Raw genomic sequence first — 7,725 nt, 5'->3', positions numbered from 1 at the left:
CCCTATTCAGACTCGCTTTCGCTGCGGCTCCGTCTTTTCGACTTAACCTCGCACGGGAACGTAACTCGCCTTAAGAATCTCAAGATCTCTCTCATTCAGGATTTTACCTTTATTGAAAAGGACATTCCCTAATTTCGTTGTTACATTGTCTCCTAGTTTTTCGCCATACTTTAATTGAGAAACGGCTACTGTCGGCACGATCGCTCACTCACCTTACTTTATCTTATACATGCTATTGTAAAATAAAAAGGATGGGTTTGTAAGCCCATCCCTGCAAATTATTATTCTGTATCCGTCGATTCCGTATCGGTTTCTTCCCAATCGCCGTCTTCTTCGTTCTCATTTTGATCTTCGTTCTTCTGTACTCTCGCCAGGGTTCCTACTTCATCATCCTCACGAATGTTGATTAGACGAACACCTTGCGTGTTACGACCCATAACCGAAATACCATCCATACTTGTCCGAATGACCGTTCCTGAAGCAGTAATAATCATGAGATCTTCGTCTTCTTGAACGACTTTAAGACCTACAACAGGACCATTCTTATCCGTGATGTTTAAGGTTTTGATCCCTTTACCACCACGTGTTTGGATACGATACTCGGAAACAGGCGTTCTTTTTCCGAAGCCCTTAGTCGTTACAATCAATACGCTATTATCTTCATGGACTACGTCCATATCAATTACAGCATCTTCCTCATCAAGCTGAATACCTTTCACCCCAGTAGCCGATCTTCCCATTGAACGCACATCTTGCTCTGGGAAATGAATCGACATACCGAACTTGGTCCCCATGATGATACCTTGATTGCCGTCGGTTAATTTAACGCCGATAAGGTCGTCGTCCTCACGCAAATTAATCGCGATTAGACCGCCTTTACGAATATTGGAGTAATCGTCAATTGGCGTCTTCTTCACAACACCTTGCTTCGTCGCAAAGAATAAGTATTGATCTGTTTCGAAGCTCTCAACTGGGATCACAGCATTGATCGTCTCACCTTGCTCGATCTGGATCAAGTTAATGATCGGAGTCCCGCGCGCAGTTCGGCTCAAATCTGGAATCTCATAAGCTTTCAACCGATACACTTTACCTTTATTCGTAAAGAACATCAGGTAATGATGTGTATTGGTTACGAACAAATGTTCTACGAAGTCGTCGTCTTTGGTTCCCATTCCGACAATCCCGCGTCCACCACGCTTCTGGTTCTTATACGTAGTGACAGGTAACCGTTTAATGTAACCTGTATGCGTAATTGTAATAACGACATCTTCTCGTGGAATGAGGTCTTCATCTTCGATGCTTTCCTCACCAATTGTAATTTCGGAACGGCGTTCGTCACCGAATTTCTCTTTAATCTCATTAAGCTCTTCGCTAATGATTGCTAGAATCAGCTGCTCGTCAGCAAGAATCGCTTTGAGTTCAGCGATTTTCTTCATGAGTTCTTCGTATTCAGCTTCAATTTTTTCACGCTCTAATCCAGTTAAACGCTGTAGGCGCATATCCAGAATAGCTTGAGCTTGATCATAGCTCAAATTAAACGTGTTCATGAGGCCATCTCTAGCTTCCTCAGTGGTTCTGGAAGCACGAATCAATGCAATAACTTGATCCAGATGGTCCAATGCAATTCGCAAGCCTTCCAAGATATGAGCGCGTGCTTCAGCTTTGCGCAAATCATACTCGGTTCTGCGACGAATGACTTCTTGCTGGTGTTTGAGATAGTACTGAAGCATCTCACGAAGATTCAATACTCTTGGTTGGCCATTAACAAGCGCCAACATGATGATACCGAAGTTGGACTGCATAGCCGTCTGTTTAAACAAGTTATTGAGAACGACATTCGGATTCACATCCCGGCGAAGCTCAATCACAACACGCATTCCGTTACGGTCGGATTCATCGCGAAGATCGGTGATACCGTCAATCTTTTTCTCACGAACGAGTTCGGCAATCTTCTCAACCAATCTAGCTTTATTTACTTGATAAGGCAGCTCATTAACAATGATTCTGGCCTTATTGTTATTTTCTTCAATGACGGTTCTAGCCCGCATCGTAACAGAGCCTCTACCTGTTGTATACGCTTGTCTGATGCCCTCACGGCCCAGAATAAATCCAGCAGTCGGGAAATCCGGCCCTTTGATCGCTGTCATCAGCTCCAAAGGCGTAATTTCAGGATTCTGGATCAACATTTGAATACCCTCAATAACTTCCCGTAGGTTATGCGGAGGAATATTCGTAGCCATACCTACCGCGATCCCTGAGCTTCCGTTCACAAGCAAGTTAGGAAAACGGGAAGGGAGAACAACAGGTTCTTGTTCTTCTCCATCGTAGTTCGGCGCATAATCGATCGTCTCTTTGTTGATATCACGCAGTAGTTCCATCGCAATTTTGGACAAACGAGCTTCCGTATAACGCATAGCTGCCGCCATATCGCCGTCGATCGATCCAAAGTTACCATGGCCGTCAACGAGCATGTAACGAAGAGAGAAGTCCTGCGCCATCCGAACCATGGTTTCATAAACAGCGGAATCCCCGTGTGGATGGTACTTACCGATTACTTCGCCGACGATTCTCGCTGATTTCTTATATGGTTTATCTGGAGACATGCCGAGTTCTGACATCGCGTATAGAATACGACGATGAACCGGCTTCAGACCATCCCTTACATCTGGCAGTGCACGACTGACAATGATACTCATCGCATAGTCTAAGAAGGATGTACGCATTTCGGTAGAAATGTCAATTTCTTTGACTTGCGAACGTAATTCTTCGCTCATGAATGTTCCTCCTGAAAGCTTACATCGTTAACAACGTCTAAGACGTTTAGACATCTAGATTTTTCACGTAAATTGCGTGTTCCTCGATGAAATCTCTTCTAGGCTCAACGTTATCTCCCATCAAAGAATCAAAGAGCGTATCCGCTTCAATCGCATCTTCAATCGTCACTTGCAGCAAAGTGCGGCTTTCTGGGTCCATCGTGGTTTCCCATAGCTGCTCAGGATTCATCTCACCAAGTCCTTTGTAACGCTGTACATTGACTTTGGCACCCTCGCCAAACTCTTGCATGATTGCTTCTCTTTGCTTTTCGTTATAGGCATAACGTACCGTTTTATTCCTCTCCAATTTGAAAAGAGGAGGTTGTGCGATATATACATAACCGGACTCAATTAACTTTTTCATGTATCTGTAGAAGAACGTGAGAAGGAGTGTACGAATATGCGCTCCATCAACGTCGGCGTCTGTCATAATAATGATTTTGTGATAACGAGCTTTATTGATATCGAAATCATCGCTGATTCCCGTACCGAAAGCTGTGATCATCGCCCGAATCTCCGTATTCGATAAAATACGATCCAATCTGGCTTTCTCTACGTTCAAAATCTTTCCGCGAAGTGGAAGAATCGCTTGGAAGTGACGATCACGTCCTTGCTTAGCTGATCCGCCCGCAGAGTCACCTTCTACGATGTAAATCTCACTGATAGAAGCATCCTTAGAGGAGCAATCTGCGAGTTTACCTGGCAGAGCGCTGACTTCCAGCGCACTTTTACGGCGAGTCAGTTCTCTCGCTTTGCGTGCTGCTTCCCTGGCTCTAGCCGCTTGAATCCCTTTTTCCAGGATGCGTTTGGCAACCGCCGGGTTTTCTTCCATGAACGTTTGCAATTTCTCAGCAAATAAAGACTCGACAATACCGCGGACTTCGCTGTTACCTAGTTTCGTTTTCGTTTGCCCTTCGAATTGAGGCTCCGGAATTTTCACGGAAATAATCGCAGCAAGCCCTTCACGGACATCATCACCGGAAAGGTTTGAATCGCTTTCTTTCAGGGAATTCGTTTTACGAGCATAATCGTTTAGAATCCGTGTAAGCGCGCTTTTGAAGCCTGATTCGTGCGTACCGCCTTCATGTGTGTTGATGTTGTTGGCGAAGGAATAAATATTTTCGGTATAGCTGTCATTGTACTGAAGGGCAATCTCGATAGAGATATTATCCTTGGAACCCTCTACATAGATCGGCAATTCATTGACAACTTCGCGATTTCTATTCAAATGCTGAACGAAGGAAATGATCCCACCCTCATACATATGGGTTGTGGCCGTATCCGTACGCTCATCGATTAAATTGATCTCGATGCCTTTGTTCAGGAACGCAAGCTCGCGAATCCTGGATTGAAGGACATCAAAGTCATATTCCGTTGTCTCTTTGAAAATCTCCGGATCTGGCTGGAACGTAACCGTCGTGCCCGTTTCTTCCGTCTCCCCAACGACTTTCACATCATATTGCGGTGTTCCGCGGCGGTATTCCTGTTGATGAATTTGGCCTTTATTCTTTACTTTCACAGTTAAGTGCTCGGACAACGCATTAACTACGGAAATACCTACACCGTGCAGCCCTCCGGATACTTTGTAACCGGAATCCTCGCCACCGAATTTACCTCCCGCATGCAGGACGGTAAGTACGACTTCAAGCGTTGGACGTTTGAGCTTCGCATTTTCCCCGACCGGAATCCCACGTCCGTTATCTACGACGGTAATACTATTATTTTTATGAACAATTACATCGATTTTCGTACAGAAGCCAGCAAGTGCCTCGTCAATACTGTTATCGACAACTTCCCAAACGAGATGGTGAAGTCCACGGGCACTGGTTGAACCAATATACATACCCGGTCTTTTGCGAACGGCTTCTAACCCTTCCAAAACCTGAATCTGACTATCATCGTACGCATTTTGATTCACAGACATGTTAATCTCCACCTGCTTTTTTATAGTGAGATAAACCTCTTATACTCTCTTATGTGAACAACAAAAGGTTAGTTCGTTAACAAAAGATGCGCTCTTTTCTTGAGCGTGGTAGAGGAGATCGGGGAATAATACACTTTACTCTTCGTAACAACGAGAGATTTGCATTCTTCCTCACCGATTTTTTCTGTTTTTTTATCCTTAACAGCTTGTTGAATGAATTGTTTCGATATTTTTGAGGATTTTTCTATCGAGATATCGAATATAGCAATCAGTTCGGAAGCTCGAATAATTTTTTCTCCACCCAAATGAATAAACATGCTCCTCAGCTCCTGCCACTTACATTTCCTTTCAAAACATGAAACACGGAAGCATGGTTCAGTTGGTCCAAATGGACACTCTCTAGACCCGTCGTGGTGATAAACGTTTGCACTTTTTCTTGGAACGTGCGGATCAACTGCGTCTGCCTATATTCATCAAGCTCTGAAAGCACATCATCAAGTAATAAAAGAGGATATTCGCCAACTTCCTCATGGATGAGTTCAATCTCCGCCAGCTTAAGGGAGAGTGCAGTTGTGCGCTGCTGCCCCTGGGAGCCGTAGGTTTGCACTTCTTTGTCGTTGATGTAAAAAAGAAGATCGTCGCGATGAGGGCCCACAAGTGTAACGCCTCTTCGGAATTCCTGATCTCTGACCAAAGATAACTTTATCATAAATTGGTTTAATAAAACAGATTCATCTTCAAACGAGCCCATGTCAAACGAAGGGGAATAGCGGATGAGTAGCTCTTCACTGTCATTCGTTATTCCTCGATGGATCGTTTCAGCCCATTGTTGCAGCTTCTTTATAAAGTTTTGACGCTTTTTCATAATTTTAACACCATACAGTGCTAATTGTTCATTCCAGATGTCCAACATCGCGTCAGGTGAGCCTTTTCCAGCAAAATTTTGCTTTAAATAATTGTTACGCTGAAGCAAAATTTTCTGATATTGCGATAAATCATAGAGATAGGAGGGCTGAACCTGACCAATCTCCATATCGAGAAATCTTCGTCTGATACCAGGCGTGCCTTTGACAATTTCTAAATCTTCCGGCGCAAACATAACAACATTAAGCGCTCCAATAAAGTTGCTGAGCTTTTTTTGCTCGAGCCCATTAATTTTTGCTTTCTTGCCTTTGGTTGAAATGGAGAGATCCAATTGACAGCTGCCATATCGCTTTTGGATCTGTGCATGCAGCTGCGTTTGATCACCGTTCCAGCCGATCAGTTCTTTGTCTTGATGAGTACGATGTGATTTGGTCATTGCCAAGACATAAATGGATTCTAATAAATTCGTTTTGCCCTGTGCGTTAGGTCCTACGAAGATATTGACATTGCTATCCGTGGTCAACTCGATCTGATCGTAATTTCGGTAAGACTTAAGCGCGAGTCTGTTCAAAAACATGATTACTCATCCTCCTGGCTTGGCCCAATCAGGAGCTAACGACTTCGAATTGTCCGAAACCCTCCACGGTAACGATATCTTTCGGAACGAGTTTCCGTCCTCTGCGATTTTCTGCCTGTCCGTTCACTTCGATTTTTGTATCCACAACAAAAAATTTGGCTTGTCCACCTGTGGATATACAGTCCGATAATTTGAGAAACTGCCCGAGCGTAATGTAGTCCGTGTTAATAGCGATTTGCTTCATACTGGAGCACTCCTTAATTCGTTGTTCGATATGGCAAGATCAGCTGAAGAATGTTTGTCGAATCTTGCGGCTTCATGATGATAGGCTGCATAGCTCCAGTAAATCCAATATGAATAAACTCTGAGTCGAGAACTTTGAGCGCATCAAGCATATATTTGGAGTTAAAAGAGATTTTGAGTAAATCACCGACAATATGCTGCAAGTTAATTTGTTCCGTTACTTTGCCCAGCTCGGAGGAGCTGGATGAAATTTCGATGGTTTGGTCTTCCAGCATCATCATTTTAACAATATTCGTCTTATCCTCTTTGGAAAGGAGGTAAGCGCGATCGATGGCTTCAGCCAATTCTTTCGTCGGAACGACCATTTCCGTTTGGAAGGACTGAGGAATGAGCTTCGATGTATCCGGATACGTACCATCCAAAATGCGTGAGTAAAATAAAATTGAATGAATTTTGAATAAAACCTGATTGTCCGAAATAACTATATCAATAAGTGAGTTTTGATCAGGCAAAATTTTGCTTAATTCATTCAAGGTTCGGCCTGAAATAACAATATTAGGCAAATTGTGCGCGTTATCGTTATCAACAGTAACTTCGCGGCTGGCAAGTCGATGACGGTCACAAGCAATAAATTTCAGTTTATCACCAGTGATATTCCAAAGTACACCCGTAAGAATCGGCGTAGACTCATTCGTTGATACTGCGTAAGACGTTTGTTTAATCATTGTTTTAAGCAAATCGCTTGGAAGACGCAGCATTTTGCTTTCTTCGATTTCCGGCAGCAGCGGATATTCATCCGGATCAAGTCCCATAATTTGAATTTCAGAAGAACCTGAACGAATGATGGTTTGAAAATTGTTGCCTACTTCAATTTCAATGAGTTGAGCAGGGAGCTTACGGATAATTTCAACGAAAAATTTAGCTGGAAGCACAACACTCCCGGCTTGATATAACTGAATAATTTTGTTCGTACCATTTTCACTTGGCGTAAAGCTTTGAATGGAAATATCGGTATCGCTTGCCGTAAGGGTTACACCGCTTAAGGTTGCATCTATTTTGATCCCTGTAAGGATTGGAATTGTTGTACGTGACGAAATTGCTTTGGAAACGTGACCAATGGATTCTATTAAATGGTCTTTAAGGATCGTTAATTTCATGACTTCACTCCTGCAGTTCTTTTTTGGGGTGCGTTAGCATATCTTTATATAATAACATTCTTTATTAGTAATAGCAGTAGGGGCTCTGGATATGTGGATATGTGGATGAACCATATATAGAGCAAGCCTATCCACATGTGAATAGAT

6 protein-coding genes are annotated in these 7,725 nt (G+C 43.2%); all 6 read right to left on the bottom strand.

Annotation, left to right across the window (positions count from 1 at the left end):
- Positions 1-281: 281 nt before the first annotated feature.
- A complete protein-coding gene (gene gyrA, locus PCH02S_RS14400; protein ID WP_127454103.1) occupies positions 282-2,774 on the bottom strand; it encodes a DNA gyrase subunit A in 2,493 nt (830 codons plus the stop codon).
- Between the two features lie 46 nt (positions 2,775-2,820).
- On the bottom strand, positions 2,821-4,737 hold the full coding sequence (gyrB, locus tag PCH02S_RS14395; RefSeq protein WP_127454101.1) for a DNA topoisomerase (ATP-hydrolyzing) subunit B: 1,917 nt from the start codon (positions 4,735-4,737) through the stop codon (positions 2,821-2,823).
- A 68-nt stretch (positions 4,738-4,805) separates the two neighbouring features.
- Positions 4,806-5,054, bottom strand: coding sequence for an extracellular matrix regulator RemB (remB, locus tag PCH02S_RS14390; protein WP_127454100.1), 249 nt, complete (start codon positions 5,052-5,054; stop codon positions 4,806-4,808).
- 5 nt (positions 5,055-5,059) lie between these two features.
- Positions 5,060-6,178: a DNA replication/repair protein RecF gene (recF, locus tag PCH02S_RS14385; protein ID WP_127454098.1), complete on the bottom strand. Its 1,119-nt coding sequence runs from the start codon at positions 6,176-6,178 to the stop codon at positions 5,060-5,062.
- 28 nt (positions 6,179-6,206) lie between these two features.
- Positions 6,207-6,422 (bottom strand): S4 domain-containing protein YaaA, encoded by a 216-nt coding sequence (yaaA, locus tag PCH02S_RS14380; protein WP_127454096.1) that lies wholly within the window; start codon positions 6,420-6,422, stop codon positions 6,207-6,209.
- A 13-nt stretch (positions 6,423-6,435) separates the two neighbouring features.
- Positions 6,436-7,578: a DNA polymerase III subunit beta gene (gene dnaN, locus PCH02S_RS14375; protein WP_127454094.1), complete on the bottom strand. Its 1,143-nt coding sequence runs from the start codon at positions 7,576-7,578 to the stop codon at positions 6,436-6,438.
- Positions 7,579-7,725: the final 147 nt, after the last annotated feature.

It is taken from the genome of Paenibacillus chondroitinus NBRC 15376, from assembly GCF_004000765.1.
Taxonomy (GTDB): Bacteria; Bacillota; Bacilli; order Paenibacillales; family NBRC-103111; genus Paenibacillus_E; species Paenibacillus_E chondroitinus.
The sequence above is the reverse complement of the archived record's forward strand: the minus strand, read 5'-3'. Positions and strand labels throughout refer to the sequence as shown.

Coding starts and splice junctions, on each gene's coding strand:
- gyrB (WP_127454101.1), bottom strand. CDS start 4,737: ATGTCTGTGAATCAAAATGCGTACGATGATAGTCAGATTCAGGTTTTG.
- recF (WP_127454098.1), bottom strand. CDS start 6,178: ATGTTTTTGAACAGACTCGCGCTTAAGTCTTACCGAAATTACGATCAG.
- remB (WP_127454100.1), bottom strand. CDS start 5,054: ATGTTTATTCATTTGGGTGGAGAAAAAATTATTCGAGCTTCCGAACTG.
- dnaN (WP_127454094.1), bottom strand. CDS start 7,578: ATGAAATTAACGATCCTTAAAGACCATTTAATAGAATCCATTGGTCAC.
- yaaA (WP_127454096.1), bottom strand. CDS start 6,422: ATGAAGCAAATCGCTATTAACACGGACTACATTACGCTCGGGCAGTTT.
- gyrA (WP_127454103.1), bottom strand. CDS start 2,774: ATGAGCGAAGAATTACGTTCGCAAGTCAAAGAAATTGACATTTCTACC.